Origin of the sequence: Enterobacter sp. 148H3, from assembly GCF_034107425.1 — a bacterium.
In the GTDB taxonomy this organism is placed as follows: Bacteria; Pseudomonadota; Gammaproteobacteria; order Enterobacterales; family Enterobacteriaceae; genus Enterobacter; species Enterobacter vonholyi.
Genome location: NZ_JAWNEI010000048.1, coordinates 1 through 1,035 on the forward strand (window position 1 = coordinate 1; position 1,035 = coordinate 1,035).

Here is a 1,035-nt window from a genome sequence, read left to right on the forward strand (position 1 = left end):
CTGCTGTTCGGGGACTACCTGAGCCGGGAGGGGCTGACGGAGATCGCCATCAACCGCCCCGGCGAGATCCACACAAAAATTAACGGGCGCTGGGAAATGCACGCCTCGCCGGTCACGCTGCGCCAGTGCTCGTCCTTTGCCAGGGCGCTGGCCGTGTGGAATAACGACACCATTGATGATACCTCGCCCATCCTCTCGGCCACGCTGCCGACCGGGGAACGCTGCCAGATAGTCGTGCCCCCGGCCTGCGAGCGCAACACCATCTCGATCACCCTGCGTAAGCCGGATTATTTCCAGCGCACGCATCAGTCGTACATCGATGACGGTTTTTATGATCGGGTAAAGGGTATTGAGAAGGTGGTATCCAGAGACGACGAGCTTAGCGCGCTCTATCAGAGCGGGAATATCCCGCTATTTATGGAAAAGTGCGTCGAGTACGGCAAAACGCTCTTTGTGGTGGGGGAAACCGGTTCGGGAAAAACCACTTACATGAAGATGCTGCTGCGCTACATCCCGGACTGGCTGCGCCTTATCACTATCGAGGACAACCCGGAGCTGAAGTTTTACAGCCAGAAAAACTACGTTCACCTGTTCTATCCGGCAGACGCAGGGGAGGGAGCGATCGTCACCTCCGATCGTCTGGTGCGCGCCATCTACCGTATGAACCCCGACCGCCCGCTGCTTGCCGAAGTCCGCGGGCGCGAGGCGTGGGATGCCCTCAAGCTGATTGAGTCCGGGCACGAGGGGTTTATGTCCTCCCTTCACGCGGGTAGCCCCCGCGAGTGTATCTCCGGGCTGATTGACCGCTGCTATGAGCACCCGGCGTGCCGGGGGATGCCGGTTGACGTTCTGCTGCGCAAGGTTCTGCACTGCGTTGACGTTATCGCGAGCGTGGACGTTCACGGCAACGTGCGCCGCATGAACGACGTCTATTTTAAACCCCTGCACATGCAGGCCATGAAGGAGAGTTTCAATGATGCTGCCTAAACTGACCGGCCTGACGGCGCTGGCCGTCCTCCTGGCGGGCTGCTCCTC

Annotated in this window: 1 protein-coding gene; it reads left to right on the forward strand. The window is 59.8% G+C overall.

Going from position 1 to position 1,035, the window contains the following annotated elements; all coding sequences use genetic code 11:
* Entirely contained in the window at window positions 1-987 is a 987-nt protein-coding gene (gene virB11, locus USH94_RS22450) for a P-type DNA transfer ATPase VirB11 (RefSeq protein WP_320731355.1), read from the forward strand.
* Window positions 988-1,035: the final 48 nt, after the last annotated feature.